The 20,048-nt window shown below is 47.6% G+C and carries 18 protein-coding genes and 2 riboswitches; of the genes, 4 read left to right on the top strand and 14 right to left on the bottom strand.

Annotated features, from left to right (window positions below):
• Window positions 1-110: 110 nt before the first annotated feature.
• The 5 genes from bioB to metX all read right to left on the bottom strand — a co-directional run bounded on the left by bioB (window position 111) and on the right by metX (window position 5,891).
• Window positions 111-1,148 carry a biotin synthase BioB gene (bioB, locus tag MBEAL2_RS01715; protein WP_439644811.1) on the bottom strand — a complete coding sequence of 346 codons (1,038 nt, stop codon included), beginning with the start codon at window positions 1,146-1,148 and terminating at the stop codon, window positions 111-113.
• 133 nt (window positions 1,149-1,281) lie between these two features.
• Window positions 1,282-2,031: a succinate dehydrogenase iron-sulfur subunit gene (gene sdhB, locus MBEAL2_RS01710; RefSeq protein ID WP_047150568.1), complete on the bottom strand. Its 750-nt coding sequence runs from the start codon at window positions 2,029-2,031 to the stop codon at window positions 1,282-1,284.
• A gap of 1 nt (window position 2,032) precedes the next feature.
• A complete protein-coding gene (gene sdhA / locus MBEAL2_RS01705) occupies window positions 2,033-3,814 on the bottom strand; it encodes a succinate dehydrogenase flavoprotein subunit (RefSeq protein WP_047150567.1) in 1,782 nt (593 codons plus the stop codon).
• 11 nt (window positions 3,815-3,825) lie between these two features.
• On the bottom strand, window positions 3,826-4,482 hold the full coding sequence (locus MBEAL2_RS01700) for a succinate dehydrogenase cytochrome b558 subunit (RefSeq protein ID WP_047150668.1): 657 nt from the start codon (window positions 4,480-4,482) through the stop codon (window positions 3,826-3,828).
• A gap of 290 nt (window positions 4,483-4,772) precedes the next feature.
• Window positions 4,773-5,891, bottom strand: a complete 1,119-nt coding sequence (metX, locus tag MBEAL2_RS01695; RefSeq protein ID WP_236692655.1) for a homoserine O-acetyltransferase MetX — start codon at window positions 5,889-5,891, stop codon at window positions 4,773-4,775.
• Window positions 5,892-5,977: 86 nt separating this feature from the next.
• A riboswitch (SAM riboswitch) is annotated at window positions 5,978-6,090 on the bottom strand.
• A gap of 133 nt (window positions 6,091-6,223) precedes the next feature.
• Between metX and MBEAL2_RS01690 the strand changes: the two genes are divergently transcribed.
• Window positions 6,224-6,799, top strand: a complete 576-nt coding sequence (locus MBEAL2_RS01690; RefSeq protein ID WP_047150566.1) for a biotin transporter BioY — start codon at window positions 6,224-6,226, stop codon at window positions 6,797-6,799.
• A gap of 81 nt (window positions 6,800-6,880) precedes the next feature.
• On the opposite strand, the gene MBEAL2_RS01685 is transcribed toward MBEAL2_RS01690, so the two are convergent.
• The 8 genes from MBEAL2_RS01685 to MBEAL2_RS01650 all read right to left on the bottom strand — a co-directional run bounded on the left by MBEAL2_RS01685 (window position 6,881) and on the right by MBEAL2_RS01650 (window position 16,122).
• Window positions 6,881-8,122 carry an aspartate kinase gene (locus MBEAL2_RS01685; protein WP_047150565.1) on the bottom strand — a complete coding sequence of 414 codons (1,242 nt, stop codon included), beginning with the start codon at window positions 8,120-8,122 and terminating at the stop codon, window positions 6,881-6,883.
• A gap of 121 nt (window positions 8,123-8,243) precedes the next feature.
• A riboswitch (Lysine riboswitch) is annotated at window positions 8,244-8,433 on the bottom strand.
• A gap of 83 nt (window positions 8,434-8,516) precedes the next feature.
• Window positions 8,517-10,301 (bottom strand): excinuclease ABC subunit UvrC, encoded by a 1,785-nt coding sequence (gene uvrC, locus MBEAL2_RS01680; RefSeq protein ID WP_047150564.1) that lies wholly within the window; start codon window positions 10,299-10,301, stop codon window positions 8,517-8,519.
• 100 nt (window positions 10,302-10,401) lie between these two features.
• Window positions 10,402-10,719: a thioredoxin gene (gene trxA / locus MBEAL2_RS01675; protein ID WP_047150563.1), complete on the bottom strand. Its 318-nt coding sequence runs from the start codon at window positions 10,717-10,719 to the stop codon at window positions 10,402-10,404.
• A gap of 211 nt (window positions 10,720-10,930) precedes the next feature.
• Window positions 10,931-11,899 (bottom strand): electron transfer flavoprotein subunit alpha/FixB family protein, encoded by a 969-nt coding sequence (locus MBEAL2_RS01670; protein WP_047150562.1) that lies wholly within the window; start codon window positions 11,897-11,899, stop codon window positions 10,931-10,933.
• A 14-nt stretch (window positions 11,900-11,913) separates the two neighbouring features.
• The gene (locus MBEAL2_RS01665; RefSeq protein ID WP_047150561.1) at window positions 11,914-12,678 is read right to left on the bottom strand and encodes an electron transfer flavoprotein subunit beta/FixA family protein; all 765 of its coding nucleotides are present in this window, start codon (window positions 12,676-12,678) and stop codon (window positions 11,914-11,916) included.
• A gap of 89 nt (window positions 12,679-12,767) precedes the next feature.
• Window positions 12,768-13,553, bottom strand: a complete 786-nt coding sequence (locus MBEAL2_RS01660) for an enoyl-CoA hydratase (protein ID WP_047150560.1) — start codon at window positions 13,551-13,553, stop codon at window positions 12,768-12,770.
• 106 nt (window positions 13,554-13,659) lie between these two features.
• Window positions 13,660-14,253, bottom strand: a complete 594-nt coding sequence (gene fadR / locus MBEAL2_RS01655) for a fatty acid metabolism transcriptional regulator FadR (protein ID WP_047150559.1) — start codon at window positions 14,251-14,253, stop codon at window positions 13,660-13,662.
• Window positions 14,254-14,418: 165 nt separating this feature from the next.
• Window positions 14,419-16,122: a long-chain-fatty-acid--CoA ligase gene (locus MBEAL2_RS01650; protein WP_047150558.1), complete on the bottom strand. Its 1,704-nt coding sequence runs from the start codon at window positions 16,120-16,122 to the stop codon at window positions 14,419-14,421.
• A gap of 232 nt (window positions 16,123-16,354) precedes the next feature.
• Between MBEAL2_RS01650 and csaB the strand changes: the two genes are divergently transcribed.
• A complete protein-coding gene (gene csaB / locus MBEAL2_RS01645) occupies window positions 16,355-17,461 on the top strand; it encodes a polysaccharide pyruvyl transferase CsaB (RefSeq protein ID WP_047150557.1) in 1,107 nt (368 codons plus the stop codon).
• A 138-nt stretch (window positions 17,462-17,599) separates the two neighbouring features.
• Window positions 17,600-17,911, top strand: a complete 312-nt coding sequence (locus MBEAL2_RS30915; RefSeq protein ID WP_152667659.1) for a hypothetical protein — start codon at window positions 17,600-17,602, stop codon at window positions 17,909-17,911.
• Here the strand turns inward: MBEAL2_RS30915 and MBEAL2_RS01635 are convergent.
• A complete protein-coding gene (locus tag MBEAL2_RS01635) occupies window positions 17,826-18,743 on the bottom strand; it encodes an NAD-dependent epimerase/dehydratase family protein (protein WP_047150555.1) in 918 nt (305 codons plus the stop codon). The genes MBEAL2_RS30915 and MBEAL2_RS01635 overlap by 86 nt on opposite strands.
• 157 nt (window positions 18,744-18,900) lie before the next feature.
• Here MBEAL2_RS01635 and MBEAL2_RS01630 point away from each other — a divergent pair, with 157 nt between their 5' ends.
• Entirely contained in the window at window positions 18,901-20,025 is a 1,125-nt protein-coding gene (locus MBEAL2_RS01630; RefSeq protein ID WP_047150554.1) for a glycosyltransferase, read from the top strand.
• Window positions 20,026-20,048: the final 23 nt, after the last annotated feature.

Genomic DNA, 20,048 nt, shown 5'->3' with positions numbered 1-20,048 from the left:
ATATTAGTATTCCCACTCCTTAGTTTATCAAAATATTTCCCCGCAACAAAATACAGAAGGAATAGAAAAAGCTTTCTCCTGTTATACGGAGAAAGCTTTGCTCAACCCTATTAGTTTGCCAATACTGGAGGCTGGCTATCGTAGGCGCATTCTTCAATCTCAAACCCAGCGTCCTCAATCATTTGATGATCCAGTGCGGTTTTCTGTCCATCTGTCGTTAAATAGTCTCCTACAAAGATAGAATTAGCCGCATACAAGCCCATTGGCTGGAGGTGGCGCAAATTTACTTCACGGCCCCCGGAAATGCGAATTTCCTTTGTCGGGTTAATATAACGGAAAAGAGCAAGCACCTTCAGGCACTTAAGCGGGCCTACTTTTTCCATTTTCTCAAGCGGTGTGCCCGGAATGGCGTTGAGGAAATTGACAGGGATGGAATCAGCGTCTAATTCATAAAGCGCTCTTGCCATTTCAACGGTTTCCCCATCTGTCTCACCCATGCCGATAATGACACCGGAACAAGGAGACATTCCCGCTTCTTTTACCGCGTTCAGCGTGTCGATCCGGTCGTCATATGTATGGGTAGACGTAATGCTGCTGTGGTGGCTGGCCGATGTATTAATATTATGATTGAAGCGATCGACGCCTACTCCTTTAAGTTTTTTCGCCTGTTCGGGCGTAATGAGCCCGAGGCAGGCACATATTTTCATATTGTGCTGCTCCTTAATTTCCTGTACTGCCTCGATAACATTGTCTACTTCTTTATCTGTCGGGCGTCTGCCGCTCATAACAATGCAATATGTCCCAGCCTTTGCATCCCGGGCCTTTTGCGCTCCTTCAACGAGCACATCCTTTGACAGCTGCGGGTATTTTTCAACCGGTGCATTGGAAACAATGGATTGCGAACAGTATCCGCAATCTTCCGGACACAGGCCGCTTTTCGCGTTAATAATCATATTTAATTTCACTTTGTTGCCGTAATAATGACTGCGGATGCGATAAGCACCCTGGAGCAAAGACAGAATTTCTGTATCAGGTGCCTGCAGAATCGATAATGCTTCTTCGTTTGTTAGCGTTTTCCCTCCTAGTACTTCTTCAGCAAGTTTCATCCAATCTGTTTGAGGTATCGCTTCGATTACCGGTGTGTTCATCATTTCCCTCCTGTTATGTTAACTATTTAAAATTATTAGTTAACATTAATTATAGAGGAACATTTTATACTGTCAATACAAACAAAGAGCCCATCCTCCAAAACAGGAGGACAGGCTCTTACAACCGCTCAGGTTAGCTGCGGAAGAAATTCTTGATGGAATAAAGCGTTGTTGCGCGGTTCATCGCTGCAATCGACGTTGTAAGCGGAATTCCTTTCGGACAGGACTGTACACAGTTCTGTGAGTTACCACAGTCTGAGATACCGCCTTCACCCATAAGTCCTTCCAGACGCTCATCTTTATTCATTGTACCAGTTGGATGCTCATTAAATAGGCGGGCCTGTGAAATCGCAAAGGCACCGATGAATGGAGATTTGTCATTTACGTTCGGACATGCTTCCAGGCAAACGCCACATGTCATGCAGCGGGATAATTCATAAGCCCACTGGCGGTCTACTTCCGGCATGCGTGGTCCTGGTCCCAGATCATGTGTTCCATCGATCGGAATCCATGCTTTCACGCGTTTCAACGCGTTGAACATACGGCTCCGGTCAATCGCAAGGTCACGCATAACAGGGAACGTGCTCATCGGCTCAAGACGAATCGGCTGCTCCAATTTGTCAACAAGCGCTGTACAGGATTGGCGGGGTTTTCCGTTAATAACCATAGAACACGCACCGCAAACCTCTTCCAGACAGTTCATTTCCCAAATGATAGGAGCAACATTCTTTCCTGCCGCGTTCACCGGGTTACGCTGAATTTCCATCAGGCAGCCGATAACGTTCATGTTCGCACGGTACGGAATTTTAAACTCTTCTTTATATGGTGTTGCATCAGGTCCATCCTGACGCGTAATAATTAAATGGATCGTTTTCTCAGCCATTTTATTTCACCTCTTTCTTCTCAGCAACCTCATGTTTCGAGGAGTAATCACGTTTACGAGGCTTAATCAAAGAAACGTCAATATCTTGATAAGAAATGTCAGGGCCATTATTCGCAGCATTAAACTTAGCTATCGTTGTCTTCATGAAGTTCTCATCATCACGTTCAGGGAACTCAGGCTTGTAGTGTGCTCCACGGCTTTCATTCCGGTTGAGCGCTCCAAGGGTAATGACGCGTGCCAATTGAAGCATATTCCAAAGCTGACGGGTGAATGATGCACCCGCATTGCTCCATTTGGATGTATCGTTAATATTAATGCGCTGGTAGCGATCCATAAGCTCCTGGATTTTTTCATCCGTTTGCTGGAGTTGCTTGTTATAGCGAACAACCGTAACATTGTCTGTCATCATTTCGCCCAGCTCGCGATGAATCTTATAAGCGTTCTCTGTTCCTTCTGTCGCATTCGTAATGCGATCGTATTTATCCTGCTCTTTCTTCTGCTGAGCAGCAAATACAGAATCAGAAATATCTTCAGATGACTTGTTAAGCCCCTTAACGTATTCGATCGCCTTCGGTCCGGCAATCATACCGCCGTATACAGCAGAAAGCAATGAGTTCGCACCAAGACGGTTCGCACCATGCTGTGAATAATCACATTCACCGGCTGCAAACAGGCCAGGGATGTTCGTCATCTGGTTGTAGTCAACCCACAGACCGCCCATAGAGTAGTGAACAGCTGGGAAAATCTTCATTGGTACTTTCCGCGGGTCATCACCAACGAATTTCTCATAAATTTCAATGATACCGCCAAGCTTAATATCCAGCTCGTGCGGATCTTTATGAGAAAGATCTAAGTATACCATGTTTTCGCCGTTAATACCCAGCTTCATGTTTACACACACGTCAAAGATTTCACGGGTCGCAATGTCACGAGGTACAAGGTTTCCATATGCAGGATATTTCTCCTCAAGGAAGTACCATGGCTTACCATCTTTATATGTCCATACACGTCCGCCCTCTCCACGAGCTGACTCAGACATCAAACGAAGCTTGTCATCCCCTGGAATGGCAGTCGGGTGAATCTGGATGAACTCACCGTTTGCATAGTAAGCACCCTGCTGGTATACAGCAGAAGCAGCTGTACCTGTGTTAATAACGGAGTTAGTCGACTTACCGAATACGATACCAGGTCCGCCTGTGGCAAGGATAACCGCATCCGCTTTAAACGTCTTAATTTCCATTGTGCGGAGATTCTGGACCGTAACACCGCGGCATACGCCTTCATCGTCCTGGATAACAGAGAGAAATTCCCAGTTCTCGTACTTCGTTACAAGGCCGTTTACTTCCCAGCGGCGAACCTGCTCGTCCAAAGCGTATAGCAGCTGCTGGCCGGTCGTTGCGCCTGAGAACGCTGTACGGTGGTGCTGTGTTCCCCCGAAACGGCGGAAGTCAATTAGTCCTTCCGGCGTACGGTTAAACATTACGCCCATCCGGTCAAACATATAAATAATTCCCGGTGCAGCATCACACATTGCTTTTACCGGCGGCTGGTTTGCAAGGAAGTCCCCGCCGTATACTGTATCATCAAAGTGAATCCAAGGTGAATCCCCTTCACCCTTCGTATTTACCGCTCCGTTAATACCACCCTGAGCACAAACGGAGTGAGAGCGTTTTACAGGTACAAGTGAAAACAATTCAACGGCAACGCCAGCTTCAGCGGCTTTAATTGTCGCCATCAAGCCTGCCAAACCGCCTCCGACTACGATAACTTTACCTTTACTCATGCTCGCCCCTCCTATTTCTGCATTGCCTGGGCTACATCAGCCGGGTTTGCAAAAGCAAACAGGGCCATCAATCCCATTGCAGACATTAGTACAAAAATAACCATTGTTACATAAGTGGAGATGCGCTGCGCACGCGGTCCCACTGTAATTCCCCAGCTAACAGCAAAGCTCCACAGTCCATTCGCGAAATGGAATACGGCTGACAGAAGCCCGATAATATAAAACGCTAACATTACAGGATTACTTAAAATATCATTCATTAATTTAAATAGACCGCCTGCTCCACCTTCAACAGAACCAAGGGCAAGCTGAACTCTTGTTTCCCATACGTGCCACGCGATGAAGATCAGCGTAATGACACCGGTAACACGCTGTAGCATAAACATAATATTACGAAAGTATCCATAATTCGTTACATTGTTTTTTGCCTGGAATGCAATATATAAACCATAGATTCCATGATAGAGAATAGGCAAATAAATAAATAGAGTTTCAATTATAATAAGAAACGGAAGGTTCTCCATCATCCCTACGCGTTCTTGGAAAGCCGCCTCTCCACGGGTAGCATAATAGTTTGTTAGCAAATGCACAAACAAAAATCCCCCGATTGGAACGACCCCTAGCAGGGAATGAAGTTTACGATTAAAAAAATGACGGTGGTTTATCATTTGCATAATTCCCCCTTTCAATATTCTTGCGAAATAATTTTCTTTTGTACTTGCTTTTTTAAACACTCCTGGCCTGCGGTTCTCTCTCTGCGGCGCCCTTCTATGTGCGCCCCCCCTATCCATCGTCTCTTCTCTCTAAATTCCCCCTTTAATAACCATGCTGTTACATGAAGAAAAGCTTCCAGAGGAAGCCTTAATAAAAATGAAGACTTTGTGACAGATTTATTTTACCCCTACTCTTTGTTAGCGTCAAGAAAACACAGGCAGAAGTTGTCGAAATTCCGTGATAATCAAAGAAAAGCCGCAGGGTTATTACATACGGTTTCCGCATGCTCTTCGATAAACGCCTCCACAAGCGGACCGATTTTTGCGAACTCTACGAGAAAGCCATCGTGGCCGTAGATCGATTCAATATAATGGTATTCTACTTCTTTATTCGAATCTCGCAGCATGGCAACAACTTCTTCCTGATGGTCAGCAGGATAAAGGAGATCGTTCGAGATGGCAATCGACAGCACTTTTGCCTGTATGCGTTCCAGGGCTGCTGCAATGCCGCCTCTGCCTCTTCCGATATCATGGGAATCCATTGCCTTCAATAAATAAAGGTAGCTGTTCGGATCGAAGCGTTCGATTAGCTTCTCTCCCTGATACCGCAGATAGCTTTCAATTTGAAAGGTCGAGTCGAATTGTGTAATGTCCCGCTCATCCTTTAACCTTCGGCCGAAGCGGTATTCGAACAAGTCAGCGGTGCGATATGTAATCATTCCGAGCATCCGCGCGATTGACAAGCCGTTAGCAGGGCCGCGCCCCGGATAATAGTGCCCCCGGTTCCAGTCCGGATCGGCCATGATAGCCTGCCTTCCGACATCATTATAAGCAATCGCCACAGCAGAGAGGCGGGCAGAGGTAGCAATCGGCATAACAATATGGGACATTTCAGGGTACATGACCGCCCACTCATACACTTGCATTCCTCCCATAGAACCGCCAATAATGGCGAACAGCTTATCAATTCCAAGCCTTTTGACAAGCTCATACTGGGCTTTTACCATATCGCGAATCGTGATGACCGGAAGGCTGGTGCCATAAGGCTCGCCTGTGGCGGGATTGCGGGTTGCAGGACCCGTTGTACCCGAACAGCCGCCCAACACATTGGAGGTAATCACAAAGAATTTATTCGTATCCACATACCGTCCCGGACCGATGAGCCCTTCCCACCATCCGGGCGTCTCATCATTCCCTACGGCATGTGAATCACCTGTTAAGGCATGGCAAATAAAAACCGCATTGCTTCTTTCTTTATTTAATGTTCCGCATGTCTCGTACGCTATCTCCACCTGTTTTAATGCGGCTCCGCATTCAAGATGTATTTCGCCAAGCACCATTTTGTCATTTCCCATTGCCTGCATTCACTCCTCCCGTACAGCTATGCGCACTCTGGTTAACAAAAAACACCTCTTCTTGGAAAGAAGAGGCGTCTGTACGCTTAGACCTCCTCTTATCTGTCAGAACATAAAATGTCCTGCTGGAATTGGCACCTTATCCGCAGGTTAACTGCGGGGTTGCCGGGCTTCATCGGGCCAGTCCCTCCACCTCTCTTGATAAGAGATATGTTATTTTCCTGTCTGCTTCATAGTTATACCTATACTACGCTCTTTACTAACTTATGTCAATATTGACAAAATAGCAGCATCCTTTGTAAACTTCATTATATAAAAGGTTAACATAAAGGAGAGAAATGATGAGAAACCAGAATTTAAAAATGATGATTATTTCGGCCTTATTTTGTGCAATTATCGCTATTTGCGCGCAGCTCTCATTTCCGATTCTGCCGCAGGTTCCCTTTACGATGCAAAATCTTGCTATCGCCCTAACGATTGTTATTCTTGGCCGTCGTTACGGAACATTAGCTATTCTGTTATACGTTCTGCTGGGAGCGGCAGGGGCGCCGGTATTTGCCGGAGGCAACGGTGGATTCGGAATACTGGTTGGCAAGACCGGAGGGTATTTGATTGGCTATATCATTGCCGCTTTCGTTATGGGTACACTGCTTGACCGGGGCAAGTTATCGTTCACAAAAGCATTTATCGTCAACGTTCTCGGTCTTGTAGTTATTTACGCTTTCGGTGTCGCCCAGTTGAAATTTGTCGCACATCTCTCGTGGCCGCAGGCGGTTGCCTTTGGTGCGGCACCGTTTGTTCTGCTTGATTTAGTAAAAGTCGCTATCGCTTCTTATCTCGGCAATGAAGTTCGCCGGCGCCTCCAGCACGCAGGTTTGCTTCCTGCACAGTACGGAGACAGGCAAAGAGCCGCATAGTCCAGCAGCAATCTGAAAACAAAGAAAGAAGCCGGTTCTCTTTAGGAGCCGGCTTCTTTCTTTGTTTAGTTTGAAAAATCGCTACACACCATGAACAACCGCTTTTTCTTTGGCATCCAGCCCAAAGGCCGAATGCAGGCTTTGAACCGCAATTTCTACTTTATCACCCGGCACCACACAGGAAACTTTAATTTCAGACGTGGAAACCATTTTAATCCGAACGCCCGCTTCCGCCAGACAGCTAAACATATCGGCCGCTACTCCCGCGTTTGTAATCATCCCTGCCCCCACAATGGAAACCTTCGCCAGCCCTTCTTCTGTCATGATGTTTGAGAAAGAAAGGGCGTCCCGCTGCTTCTCCAGAACATCCCTCGTTTTCTCCACCTCTTCGCCGCTGACAGAAAATGAGACATCCGTTGTTTCATTTTCATAAGAGCTTTGAATAATAATATCTACATTAATATGTTCCGCTGCCAGCGTATTGAACAGCTTAGAAAGCGTGCCTACCTTTGCCGGCAGGCCGGCCACAGTTACCTTGGCTATATTTTTATCATGGGCAATCCCGCTAACAACCAGTCCTTGTTCCATATCTGCTTCCTCCTCTACTATCGTTCCTTCTTCATGTCCAAAGCTTGATCGCACCGTGAGCTTCACCTTATAGTTTTTTGCGCATTCAACAGCCCGGGGGTGAAGCACGCCCGCACCAAGCGTGGCAAGCTCGAGCATTTCGTCGTAGGAGATGCGGGCCAGTTTACGTGCTGCCGGTGCAATGCGCGGGTCAGCCGTGTAGATGCCGTCCACATCGGTGTAAATCTCACAGAGGTCCGCTCCAAGAGCTGCAGCAAGGGCAACGGCTGTCGTATCCGAACCGCCCCGCCCCAGCGTCGTAATCTGCCCATTTTCGGCCACTCCCTGAAATCCGGCGACAATGACAACGTTACCAGCAGACAGTGCTTTATCGATTGGTGTCCGGTCGATATGCTGAATACGGGCTTTCGTATGTATGGCTTCGGTCGATATTCCTGCCTGCCAGCCTGTCATCGATACCGCTTCCTGCCCCCGGGCCTGGAGCGCCATCGTAAGAAGGGCAATCGACACCTGCTCCCCGGTTGTAAGAAGCATATCCATTTCTCTAGGAGAGGGGGAGTCTGTAATTTCCTTCGCCATATCAACTAACACATCGGTAGACTTTCCCATTGCCGATACAACGACCACAACATCGTGACCGGCGTCACGTGTCGCAGCTACCCGCTCCGCTACTTTCTGGATGCGCTCCACTGTACCGACGGAAGTTCCGCCATATTTCTGAACAATCAGGCTCATTTTTTTCTCTCCTTTTCCCACTCGTTAGTATTAAAAAAGACAACAACAAGGTATGCACCTTAGCTGTTGTCCGGAAATGACAATAATAATAAGCCAGCTAACGCTCACATCCCTTTTCCCTGCGCGAGATAGTCCTCCACCGGCCATCTGGGAGAAAGAGCCGGTGACAGTCTTGCATTTGTTCAATGCAAACCCAACAGCAGAACCGGAGATAAACTCTGCCATTTCGGCGAATTCCCCTTTCTTCCGCCTTCGCAGGATTCTCCATCCTCCAGCGGGGTACTCATGGTTTTCGCGCCTCTACCTCACCATAAAGTGAGGTGTTCGTTATTGCAATTTTCAATTGCTATACATGGTATCACATCTTTAACATTCTAACAAGCCCACAGGATCTTTACACTTGCGGTTGTTCTTCATCGTTCAAGTGTTCCAGGATGACCCGGGCCAGCTTGTCACCGATGCCAAGCCCACGGTATTCGTCAATCGTTGCTTCCTTCATCCTTTTTACAGAACCGAAATGCTTTAACAGCAATTTCTTGCGTTTGTCCCCGATGCCCGGAATATCATCAAGCTTGGACTGAAACATCGTTTTGCCCCGCGTATTCCGGTGAAACGTAATAGCGAACCGGTGCACCTCGTCCTGGATTCGCTGCAATAAATAGAACTCGTTGCTGTCTCTTTTTAAATCCACAGGAATCGGCGGGTCTCCTACAAGCAGCTGAGCCGTCCGGTGTTTATTGTCTTTCGCCAAACCGGCGACAGGAATGTACAGCCCAAGTTCATTCTCTAATACATCTACTGCCGCCGCAATCTGCCCTTTGCCGCCATCAATAATAACGAGATCAGGAAACTCAAGGTTTTCTTTCAGTACACGGGTATACCGCCTGCGTACGACCTCTTTCATTGTTCCGTAATCATCCGGCCCGGTGACGGTTTTGACTTTGTATTTCCGGTACTCTTTCTTGTCAGGCTTGCCATCACGAAAAACAACCATAGCAGATACCGCGTCTATCCCCTGAATGTTGGAGTTGTCAAACGCCTCAATTCGCCTTGGATACCCGATCCCAAGCGCCTCTCCAAGCCTTTCGACCGCCTGGACGGTACGCGCTTCATCCCTGGCCATCAACGCAAATTTCTCCTCAAGCGCAAGGCGGGCGTTTTCACCGGCCATGTCTACAAGTTGTTTCTTCGGCCCCCGCTGCGGAACGAGAACTTTGGAACCAAGCCATTCCTCCAGCCCTTCCGCCCCGTTATCGCTCGGGAGCAGAATCTCCTTCGGACGCACGTGCTCCTGGAAGTAAAACTGGGTGACATAAGAAACGAAATCTTCATGCTCTTCTCCATAATAAGGAAAGGATGCAACGTTGCGCTCGATCATTTTGCCCTGCCGGATATGAAATACCTGGACGCTCATCCAGCCTTTGTCGGTGTAATAGCCCCAGGCATCCCGATCAATGTTATCGCTGAACGTTACTTTTTGTTTCTCCATAATCGCATCAATATACTGGATTTGATCGCGCACTTCTTTCGCCCGCTCAAACTCCAGCTTCTCTGCAGCCTCGTTCATCTGCAGCTTTAGCTGTTCTTTTATCTCCCCGTAATTTCCGTTTAAAAACCGGGTAATCTGTTCAATAATCTCGCCGTATTGATCAGACGGAACTTCAAATTCACACGGTGCCGCACACTGCCCCATGTGGTAGTAGAGGCACACGCTCTTCGGGATGTTTTTGCACTTACGAAGCGGGTAGATTCGATCCAGCAGCTTTTTTGTTTCCTGGGCCGCCCCCGCATTTGCGTACGGACCGAAGTACTTGGCTCCGTCCTTAACAACTTTCCGGGTAATTTCAAGCCGGGGATGCTCTTCATTCGTTATCTTTATATAGGGATACGTTTTGTCGTCCTTTAGCATGACATTATAGCGCGGGTCATGCTGCTTGATCAGGTTGCACTCCAGCAGAAGCGCCTCCATCGGTGAGGACGTTACGATATATTCAAAATCGACAATCTCACTGACCAAACGCTGAGTTTTCCCATCATGACTGCCAGTGAAATACGAGCGAACACGATTTTTCAGTATTTTTGCCTTCCCGACATAAATAATAGTGCCTTCCTTATTTTTCATTAAATAACAGCCAGGCTTGTCAGGGAGGAGGCTCAATTTTTCTTTTAACGAATTCATGCGGTTGTCCCTCCTGAATGTTATGTTACCACAAGTGTCGAAAGGAAGACGAGAAAGAAGAATCCCCCGGCATAATTACCGGGGGATTCCTTTTCCTTTATTACAGGTGCTTGTTGATTGTGCTCATTAGATTGTCTTTTGGCTGGAAGCCGATAATTTTATCAACAACCTGACCGTCTTTGAAAAGCATGAGTGTTGGAATGCTCATAACAGCAAAGCGCTGTGCGGACTCAGGGTTTTCATCTACGTTTACTTTTGCGATTTTCAAATTGTCGCCGATTTCTCCGTTGATTTCCTCAAGAACCGGTGCAATCATTTTGCAAGGTCCACACCACGGAGCCCAGAAATCAACAAGCACAGTACCGCCCGTTTCCACTTCATTTTGGAAAGAATTATCCGTTACATTTACAATTGCCATATGTAACTACCTCCTTATATTATATATGTTACTTCCTATTTATATGTTACTCATTTCGCTGAGCACTCTTTTACTATACCACTAACAGTATACCATTATTAACCCTAAATATCCATTTGCGAAACTTTTTCACACATTTGCCTTAATAGCTAAAAAAGCAAAGAGAAAGGGCAGCATCCAAATCCTCGATGCCGCCCTTTTATGATTCTGCTTATACAAGAACTTTCTTAAATTCTTCTGTAAGAAGAGGAACCACTTCAAACAAATCTCCGACGATTCCGTAATCGGCCACCTGGAAAATTGGAGCTTCCGGATCCTTATTAATCGCTACGATAACTTTAGAATTAGACATACCGGCAAGATGCTGGATTGCTCCGGAAATTCCTGCAGCAATGTATAGATCAGGCGTAACCACTTTTCCTGTTTGCCCGATTTGCAGGGAGTAATCACAGTATTCAGCATCACATGCCCCACGGGAAGCTCCCACTGCGGCACCCAGCACTTCAGCCAATTCCTGAAGTGGTTTAAACCCTTCAGCTGATTTCACACCGCGCCCGCCTGAAATGACAATCTTCGCTTCAGACAGGTCTACGCCGCCCGCCGTTTTCCGGACTACCTCTTTAATGACTGCACGCAGGTCTTTAATTTCTACATTAAATGGTACGGCTTCCGCTGCAGAAGCACCCGGTTCTCCTGCTGGAATGTTATTTGGGCGAATCGTAGCAAACTGAATGCCGTCTGTCATTTTTTTCTTCTCAAATGCCTTTCCGGCATAAATAGGACGAGTGAATACAACTTCTCCGCCGTCGATTTCTACATCGATAACATCGGATACAAGCCCAAGACCAAGGCGGGCTGCAACACGCGGAGCTAAATCCCTGCCGACTCCTGTGTGAGGAATAAAAATGGCTTCCGGCTGTACCGCGTCAATAACCTGGCGAAGAGCCTGGGAATAAGCATCCGTTGTATACGTATCCAACTCTTTATTTGTAACCGTATAAACTTTATTTGCACCATACTGGCCAAGCGCTTCCACATAATTGGCAGCGTCGCTTCCAAAGGCAGCAGCTATAATTTCACCGCCGTCAGCAATGCGTTTCGCTGCGGCTAACGCTTCAAAAGATACATTACGCAAACTTCCATCTCTTGCTTCTGCAACTACAAGTACTTTTTTACTCATCTGGCGTGCCCTCCTTAAATGACTTTCGCTTCGCTGCGAAGAAGTTGAACTAATTCTTTCACCTGATCAGGAATGTCTCCACTGAGAATGCGGCCCGCTTCTTTTTTCGGCGGAAGGTAGGTTTCCGTTACAGCCGTTTTTGCCTTGGCATCCCCGTCAATCTCCAAGTCGTCTACCGTTAAACGCTCCATTGGCTTTTTCTTCGCTTTCATAATTCCAGGAAGCGACGGATAACGGGGCTCGTTTAGCCCCTGCTGTGCGGTTACAAGAATAGGAAGAGACACTTCAACCACTTCCACGTCCCCTTCCATATCGCGCTCAATCGTTGCTTTTCCGCTGTCAACGTCAAGCTTCGTAATCGTGGTTACCTGCGCAATGTTTAACTCTTCAGCCAGGCGGGCTCCCACCTGTCCTGAACCGTTATCAACCGCCATATTTCCGCCAAGGATAATATCAAACTCGCGGTCTTTAATCACGGAAGCAAGGATTTTGGCCACGCTGTATTCATCTAAATCCAACTCTTCGCTATCAACGATAACCGCTTTATCAGCACCCATAGCGAGCGCCGTACGCAGGGAGCTCTCCGCACGCTCCGGCCCCACAGTAACGACCGTTACTTCTCCGCCATGCTCGTCACGCAGCTTAATCGCTTCTTCCACTGCATATTCATCGTATGGATTAATAATGAATTCCACACCGTCTTCGCTAATTTGTCCGTTTTGGAGTACAATTTTTTCTTCTGTGTCAAACGTCTGCTTTAAACATACGATAATGTTCATGATTATCCTCCTTTGTCTTCCACATGTTTATAATAGATTTGAAGGTATGTCCTATCACGGAGACATCCGTTCAAACATCACCACCCGGACTACTTGTCCTGGAAATTGGGCTTTCGCTTCTCAATAAAAGCGTTTACGCCTTCTCTCACATCTTCGGAGCCAAACAGTTCGCCGAACAACTCGGCTTCTCTGCCCATTCCTTTCTCCTGTCCTGCGTCAAGGCCGTATGTAACCGCTTCAAGAGCAGCCCGCACGGAAACGGCACTCTTCTCCTCTGTGAGGGATGCGGCAAACTGCTTCGCCTCGTCCAGCAGAGATTCAAGCGGGAGCACCCGGTTTACAAGACTAATTCTCTCAGCTTCTTTCCCATCGATAAACTGGCTGGATAAGATAAGCTCGATTGCCTTTGCCTTGCCTGTCAGACGGGCGAGACGCTGCGTTCCGCCGAATCCCGGAATCAATCCCAGCTTTAACTCCGGCAGGCCAAGCTGTGCGCCTTCCGCGGCAAAGCGAATATGGCAGGCCATAGCAAGCTCCAGCCCTCCGCCAAGTGCCGCTCCGTTAATGGCAGCGATTACAGGTTTGTGAAAATTCTCAATCCGGGTAAACAGTTCCTGGCCTGCCCGGGCGATCTCTACCGCCTTTTCCTTCTCACCGAAAGCGCCGGTAAACTCCTTAATGTCTGCTCCCGCTACAAAAAACTTACCTGCACCCGTCAGCACGACAGCCTTAACTTCCTCGTTCGTTTCAAGGTAATCAAATGCTTGGCTAAGGCCGGACAGGGTTGCAGCGCTTAGCGTATTGGCGGGCGGTGCATCAATGCTGAGCAGGGCCACTCGATTTTCCACTTCACATTTTACATTTGTAAATTCCATTAGACTCTCTCCCTCCACAACTTTTAGCTATACAATTTAATTATAATAATTTTTCTGTAAATTTCACGGTTCCTATGTGTAAAAATACGCTGTGCAGAGTAAATCTTCACTGCTCTGCCGTTTTTAAACCATTCAGGAATAAATTGTGTATCGGGTCGACAAGAGAGACAAGATCATATGTTCTATCATTCATAATCCAGGAGGTTACCGCCTCATCAAGCGTTCCGAAAATCATTTTACGGGCGACGGGGTGTTCCACTTCTTTGCGGAAGATTCCTTGCTCTTTCCCGAGCAGAATGACTTCATCAATGAGATTTAAATATCCCTTCAGCACTCTATTAATCCCCTCGCGGACAGTTGGATTGGACTGGCGCAGTTCAATCTGTGTCACAATCGCCAGGTTTTTATCCTTGGACAGCTGCCACAAATGCATGTAGATCAAATCCCGAAGCCTATCTTCCGCCCTCGGATGCTTTTCGATCCGCTCACGTCCGGCCTCAATAAAGGAACCCATTTTTTCCTTAAATAAAGAGATAAGCACGTCATCTTTACTCTCGAAATAAAGGTAAATCGTTCCGTCCGCCACAGCAGCTTCCTTCGCTATCTTGGACACCTGCGCCTGATGGTATCCGTGACGCGCTATGACTTTGACAGCGGCTTCAATAATCGCCTGATATTTTTCTCCTGTTCTCTTTGCCATTGTTCTTCCCTCGTATCTACACTAAATGAATGAGCATTCACTCAAGTTTAGTTTATTCAAAAAACTTGCGCTTGTCAATACATATAGAGGGAGAACAAATCCTTCCAGCGATGGTAATTTAAATTCGACATCCGGACTGTTTTTCCTCCCTCATGTATAAAATGTTTACGCTTCCTGTTTTTCCGCCGCCTTATACTTCGCCTTCTCCTCTTCTACCAGCACGCGACGGAGAACTTTTCCTACCATCGTCTTCGGCAGGTCTTCCCGGAATTCGTAAATACGCGGAACTTTAAACGCGGCCAGCTTGGAGCGGCAGTACGAATTCAGCTCCTCCTCCGTTACCGCCTCCTCTTCCTTTACGACAATGTAGGCTTTAATCGTTTCCCCGCGATAGGGGTCAGGAACCCCGGCAACGGCTGCCTCTTTAATCGCAGGGTGTTCGTAGAGAACTTCTTCGATTTCACGGGGATAAATGTTGAAGCCACCCGCAATAATCATGTCTTTCTTCCGATCGACCACGTAGAAATAGCCATCCTTATCCATGGAGCATATGTCTCCGGTCATAAACCAGCCATCCTGCAGGCATGCCTTCGTCTCCTCCTCCTGGTTCCAGTATCCTTTCATTACCTGAGGTCCCTTTACACACAATTCTCCCACAGTGCCCTGTGGTACTTCTTCGCCTGTTTCTACGTCTACGATCTTGCAGTCCGTATCCGGCCATGGCAGGCCGATGCTTCCGCTAATCCTTTCCTCCCAGATCGGGTTTGCATGCGTAACAGGAGAACATTCCGTCAATCCGTATCCCTCTACAAGCCTGCCGCCTGTAAGTGCTTCAAATTTTTGCTGAACTTCAACCGGGAGAGGCGCAGACCCGCTGAGGCACGCTTCAATAGAAGAAATATCATATTTGCCGAGCTCAGGATGGTTCAGCAGCCCGATATACATTGTAGGGGCTCCGGGAAATACGGTCGGCTTCTGGGTACTAATGAGCTTTAGAATCATATTTACATCAAAGCGGGGAATAAGGATGAGCTTTCCGGCTGCATAAATGCCCAGGTTCATCGCCACCGTCATCCCATATACGTGAAAGAACGGCAGGGCGGCAAGTATTTTTTCCTGCCCTTTCTTTGCTTTATAAAACCAGGCATCACATTGGATTACATTTGCCACCAGGTTCGCATGGGAGAGCATAACCCCTTTTGCCTTCCCCGTCGTCCCGCCTGTATATTGCAGGAGGGCCAAATCCTGTTCCGGATCGATAGGTGTCTGAACCGGGTCGCGGCCGGCTTGCGCCAGAAGAGCAGTAAACAAATAGACGCCGCCCCCTGCTCCTCCCGCACCTTTACGCGCTGTCCCTGCTTCCACTGGACAAGCGGGTACAGCAGATTTTTTGGGAAGAAGGTAATCTTTAATGCCGGTAACAATAATGTTTTTGAGCGATGTCATTCCCTTTACCTTCATTACACGCGGATAAAGCAGATCGAGGCACACCATCGTTTCTGCTCCCGAGTCTGCCATCTGGTGTTCAAGCTCCCGCTCTGTGTAAAGCGGATTCGTCTGAACGACAACCACCCCGGCTAAAAGCGCGCCATAGTAAGCAATGACGGCCTGAGGGGTATTCGGCAGCATAACAGCAACTCTGTCCCCTTTCTTCACCCCAAGGCGCTGGATCGCGTTTGCAAAACGGTAGCAGTCTTCGAGCAGCTCGGCATACGTCATTTCCTTTCCCATAAAAAACAAGGCAGGATGATCCGGGTACTGCTGCGCTGTGTCCAGAAGGACGTTGTAGAGGGGAATTGAAGGATACAATAGAGTCTGCGGGATTTCAGAAGGATAGCTGGATACCCATAGTCTGGATAAGGCAGACATATAAAAAAACCTCCTTTTGCTCCTGGTGTAACCAAGTTACACTGAATAGTGATTCATTACTTTTATCTTACCACAAAATTTTTAGAATTGCCTGTCTTTTCTAACTCTATTATATGCTGTGAGCACATTTGATGATGAGCGGAAACAGGTCCAGCTATAACTTTCCTTCTCCATGGTTACCTGTTATACTAGAGTGTATATGCTTAGTTCGGGTTGAAAGAAGGTCGCTTTCATGGCAAGAATTTTAATCTCGGGGTACTACGGCTTTGATAACGCCGGAGATGATACAGTTCTATACGGAATTATCAGCTCTCTAAAAAAGCACATGCCGGATACAGAACTGGCTGTCCTGTCGAACACCCCTGATGAAACTCAATCGTTATTCGGGATTCCCGCCTATAATCGCTGGCGAATGAATTCGATTGTTACTCAATTGAAAAAATGTGATCTTCTTGTTATGGGCGGGGGCAGCCTGCTGCAGGACGCAACGAGCCCCCGCAGCGTGATTTATTATCTGGGGATTGTGATGGTGGCGAAGATGCTCGGCAAGCCTGTTATTTTTTATGCGCAGGGAATCGGGCCGATTACCCGGGCCATCAGCAAACGCCTGATTAGGCTTATCGTTAATAAGGTGGACATTATTACAGTGCGGGACGAGCAGTCCGGGGAGGACCTCAAATCGTTTGGGGTTATAAAGGCCCCGATTCATGTCACGGCCGACCCTGCTGTAACAATAGGCGCGGATCAGATTGACACATCGTTCGGAAAGAGCATAATCGCACAGTATAAGCCGGGTACAGCCAAACCGGTCATGGCGATTTCCGTCCGTGCCTGGAAAAACGAGCAGCAATACAAGCAACAAATCGCCCGCCTGGCTGATGAAGCGATTCGGCGCGGCTGGGAGGTTTTCTTCCTTCCCATGCAGAATCCGTCCGACGTGGCGCCGAGCCGTGATATTTTACAATTAATGCAGGAAAAGGGCGCTGTTCTTATTGAAGAAAAATTAAACTTCAAGCAAATTTTCAGCTTTATCGGCGCTTCTCAATTCGTGCTCGGCATGCGCCTTCATTCGGTTATTCTTGCGGCCGTGATGAACATTCCGTTTGCCGGCATCTCATATGACCCAAAAATGGATCGCTTCGTCCAGCGCCTTGGGATGGAAGCGGCCGGACACATAAAGGATTTACAGTACGAACAGTTGCTCTCTAACATTGAGCCTGTTTTGAATGATTTAGAGGGCACCCAGCGCCAAATTAAAGACAGAATGCATTCCCTTATCGAGGAAGCGGAAAAAAGCAGCCGGCTGGCCGTTAAGCTGCTTGAGCAAAAAAGAAAGTAAAATCCTGTCGAATTCACCCTCGAAAAAGCACTAGTTTTGCCTGTTTCCCACTAGTTTTGTCCGCCGCGCAGGAAACACAGTTTCTAACGAAGAATTCCCCTTTCACAAGCACCACTACTGTGAAGGGGGAATTTTTTTATGAAGCGGTATGAACAGGCCAATTTGCAAATTCTGTTTGATTTGTTCTCCTGGAAAAAGCGCGCGGGTGAAATTATTCGCTTTGAAATTAAAGAGCGAGGTAATTGTTGGGTTGTTTCTTTTATTTCGTATGATGTGACTGCTCCGTATGAACACATCTTCGCCAGCTTCACAGGTGACAGCCATGAGTCCCTCTACCGCTGGGCCCTGTCCACGTTAAGCGATTTTACGATTTCGTTTGATAAAAGCGCAGTGTCTTTTCAAGTCCCTGTTCAAGCGAATAGCGAGGTTGCCACCCCAACCTTTCTTTAGCCTTCGCATTATCAAGGTAGCTGTGCAGAATATCCCCTTCTCTAGGCTCGGCATAACGGACCGGCAATGAAGTTCCCGCAGCCTGGTTTAACAGTTCGATTAAACGGTTCACACTTGTTTTCTCGTTCGTACTTATATTCATAATCTGATTATCTCCGGCAGTCAGGGCCATAACGTTGGCTCTGGCTACATCTTCTACATAGATGAAATCCCTCGTCTGCTGGCCGTCGCCAAACACAACAAGCTCTTTCCCTTCAACCGCCCTGTCTACGAAAATAGAGACAACGCCGCCCTCTCCCTTCGGATCCTGGCGTTCTCCGTATACATTGGCATAGCGGAAAGCGGTATAGCGCATTCCATACAGGTGATAATACGTACGTAGATAGAACTCCGGTACGTATTTGGAGATTCCATACGGTGAAAGTGGCTGCTTTGGATGGTCTTCGTCAACTCCCATGTACTGCGGTTCGCCATAAACGGCGGCAGAAGAGGCATAGATTACCTTCCGGACCCCGTTCATCCGCGCTGCTTCGAGCAGGTTTACCGTGCCTACGATATTCGTTTGTGCGTCGCCTACCGCGTCTTTAAGCGAGGCTGGCACTGAGCTCTGGGCTGCATGGTGGATAAGGAAATCCGGTTTTTCTTCCGCAAATACGTCGTATATCTCATTGGATGTAATTCCAAGCTCATAAAAGACTGCGTTAGGGTGAATTTGTTCCGTCTTTCCGGTCGATAAATCGTCAATAATACATACTTGATACCCGGCGGCAATGCACTGATCCACAATATGTGAACCGATAAAGCCTGCGCCTCCTGTTACTAACACTTTCATTGCGCGATCTCCCATTCTAAAAATTACTTATCTATATAATTACGACACAACGAACGGCAAAAATCAAGAATTAACATTGAACATGCAAAGGACAATACGATATAATGGATCCGATTTATATTTTTTATAGTTGTCCAAGTCAGGAAGTGAACAGAGGATGTCCAAAATTAAAGTAATACATGCGATAGGCGGTGGAGAATTTGGCGGCGCCGAGCATCATATCCTCGATCTGCTGCCCTCTTTGTCGGACCTCTCTGTCGAGCCGCTCGTGGTATGCTTTTATAATTCTACTTTTGCCGAAGAACTGCGCAAACGAAATATCCGCGTAATTCCTCTTGATCACTATCAAAGATTTGATATACGGCTGCTCAAGGCGCTTATCCGCCTATTTAAAGAAGAAAAGCCCGATATTATTCACACACATGGCGTTAAAGCCAATTTTTTTTGCAGAATCGCATCCAGGTTCCTGCCGAAGATTCCTCTGGTTACGACGGTGCACAGCGTGCTTCGCTACGATTACAGCCCGCTCGCTTATGCTCTGGCGTCACGGCTTGAACTCTGGACAAGGCAGTGGAACGATCATTTCATTACGATTTCAAGGCCGATTCAGGAAGCGCTTGCGGAGGAAGGGGTTAATCCGGCAAAAATATCTCTCGTCCATAACGGCATCAATGCAGACAAATTTGCAGATCCAGGCGATACGGCAGCCGTTCGCCGCTCCTTGAATTTGCCTAAAGATAGCTTTGTCATCGGAAGTATGTGCCGGCTCGTTCCCGTGAAAGGCCTGAGCGACATCATGCAAGCAATGGCCCTTATTGTGAAGGCCCACCCGGAAGTGCACTGGCTGCTCGTAGGAGACGGGCCGGAGAAGCGAAACCTGGAGGCGATGGCTGCGGAGACTGGAATCAGCAATCGTATTCACTTTGCCGGATTCCGGAAAGACATCCCGCAATGCATGCAGGCGATTGATGTCTATGTCAGTTCCTCATATTCGGAAGGGATGCCACTGTCTCTACTGGAGGCCATGGCCGCAAGAAAGCCCGTCGTTACGACGATGGTAGGCGGAATCCCCGACTTTATTACGGACGGGCATAACGGCATTTCCATTCCAACGCACCGGCCGGACGAGATTGCGGAGAAAGTGATCCTCCTTTTGGAAAAGGAACCGCTTCGGAACGAACTGACCGAGACGGCTTACCGTACTGTGTACGATAATTTCACGCTTGAGCATATGTCCAGCAAGACAAGAGCCGTATATGAGCGGTTTTTACTCAAAAAATAACGCAATAAATGTGATGGAATGAG

The organism is Aneurinibacillus tyrosinisolvens, from assembly GCF_001015055.1.
Lineage (GTDB): Bacteria > Bacillota > Bacilli > Aneurinibacillales > Aneurinibacillaceae > Aneurinibacillus_A > Aneurinibacillus_A tyrosinisolvens.
The sequence above is the reverse complement of the archived record's forward strand: the minus strand, read 5'-3'. Positions and strand labels throughout refer to the sequence as shown.